Below are 1,907 nucleotides of genomic sequence, written 5' to 3'. Positions count from 1 at the left end.
TCGAGGATCACGTCGCAGGTCTTGGTGCCGCGCTGGCCCATCTTCTTGTCGGGCTTGCCGAGCTGGATGCCGGGCAGGTCGGCCGGCACGATGAAGGACGAGACGCCTCCGGCGCCGGGGCCGCCGGTGCGTGCCATCAGGGTGAAGGCACCGGCGCGCGGCGCGTTGGTGATGTAGCGCTTGCTGCCGTTGAGCACGTAATGGTCGCCGTCGAGGTCGGCCCGGGTCTTGAGCGAGGCTGCATCCGATCCGGCATCGGGCTCGGTCAGCGCGAACGACATGATGAGTTCGCCGCTGGCGACCTTGGGCAGGTATTGGGCCTTCTGCTCGGGCGTGCCGTCCATCAGGATGCCCTGCGAGCCGATGCCGATATTGGTGCCGAACACCGAGCGGAAGGCCAGCGCGGTGCGACCCAGCTCGTAGGCGACCTGGACCTCCTGGCTCATCGACAGGCCGATGCCGCCGTATTCCTCGGGAATCGACAGGCCGAACAGGCCCATCTGCTTCATGTCCTCGATGATGTCGGCCGGCACCTCGTCGTGTTCCTCGAGGTAGTTCTCGGCCGGCATCAGGCGCTCGCGCACGAAGCGCTCAAGCGTGGGCAGCAGGATGTCAAACGATTCTTGGTCCAGGGCCATGGAGGATTTCCTACTTGTGGGTCACAGAGATCAGCGCATTGTGTGGAAATCAACCTTGCTTGACAATTGGAGGAAATGTTGACAGTTTGTTTGAAAATACTTGACAGTCACAGGAAGGGCGGCACCTGGTTCTGGCAAGCCACCCAGCGGCTCAAGGGGACCGGCCTGGCGACTCACTTCGACCAGCTTCTGGCCCGCTCAACGATGAAGTCGATCAGCGTCCGGGTTGCCAGCGTCTGGTAGCGCCCGGGCATGCGCAGCAGGAACATGCGGGTGCCGAACACGCTCAGGCGCCAGTCATGCAAGGCCGTGATCACCTTGCCCTCGGCGACATCCTGGGCCACGACATAGTCCGGCACCAGGCCAATGCCCAGCCCGGCAAGGATGGCCTCGCGCAGGAACTGGAAGTTTTCCGAAGCCAGCGTCGGATGCAGGGTCAGCTCGGTCCTCTGCTCTCCCTGGTAGGCCGAGACGCGCAGGTCGCGCCCGGCCACGGCCGAGGTGATCAGCGGCACCTGGCCCAGATCCGCCAGTGCCGCCGGCATGGGGTGCTCGCTCGCGTAGCCGACCGAAGCGCAGGTGACATAGCGAACCTGCGCCAGTTCGGTCGCCACCATCTGCAGCGGGGGGTCGGACATGACGCGCACCGCGACATCCACCTCGTCGCGCAGCAGGTCGTCCACCCGGTTCTCGAACAGCAGTTCGAGCGCGATATCCGGATACAGGCGCTTGAACTCGATCAGCCAGCTCGACATCACCAGATGGCCGAAGCCGGTCGGCATGCTCAAGCGCACCGAGCCGTGCAAGGTCTTGCCGAACATCGCCACCGATTCGCGCGCGGCCATCAGCTCGTCGCGGATGACGCGCCCGTGCTGGTAGAGCTTGTGTCCGACCTCGGTCAGCTCGACCCGGCGGGTGGTGCGCCGCATCAGCTGCTGCCCGACGGACTTCTCCAGATGCGCCAGGTGGTAGCTGATGTTGGCCCGGCTCATCTTCAGGTTGCGCGCCGCCTGGCTGAGGTTGCCAGCTTCCACGATGTCGACAAAAAGCGCCAGCGAGTTGGAGTCCATGGAGTCCGAGGTTGTCAGTATTGTTTGACAGTATGTAAACAGGTCTTGTAATTGTCAAACAAATTGGAATATTCAAGAATCCTGGCTACGCTCTCAGCTGCGCAGACCGGCCCTGGTTTGCGTGGCAATTGGCTGCTAAGGAAAGCAACACCATGACAGTTTTTCAGCGCCGTGACGCCATCGCCGTCATCACCCTGGA

3 protein-coding genes are annotated in these 1,907 nt (G+C 63.1%); all 3 read right to left on the bottom strand.

Annotated elements, in window-relative coordinates; all coding sequences use genetic code 11:
• Window positions 1-638 (bottom strand): acyl-CoA dehydrogenase family protein (locus C6P64_RS17620; protein WP_211296888.1); only part of this gene is annotated, 638 nt, incomplete at its 3' end.
• Window positions 639-811: 173 nt separating this feature from the next.
• A complete protein-coding gene (locus C6P64_RS17615) occupies window positions 812-1,708 on the bottom strand; it encodes a LysR family transcriptional regulator (RefSeq protein ID WP_105749827.1) in 897 nt (298 codons plus the stop codon).
• Between the two features lie 14 nt (window positions 1,709-1,722).
• Window positions 1,723-1,907: hypothetical protein (locus tag C6P64_RS18380; RefSeq protein WP_211296887.1), on the bottom strand; the 185-nt coding region annotated here is incomplete at its 5' end.

This window comes from Malikia granosa (assembly GCF_002980595.1).
Classification (GTDB): Bacteria; Pseudomonadota; Gammaproteobacteria; order Burkholderiales; family Burkholderiaceae_C; genus Malikia; species Malikia granosa.
This window is presented reverse-complemented; position numbering and strand designations above follow the sequence as displayed.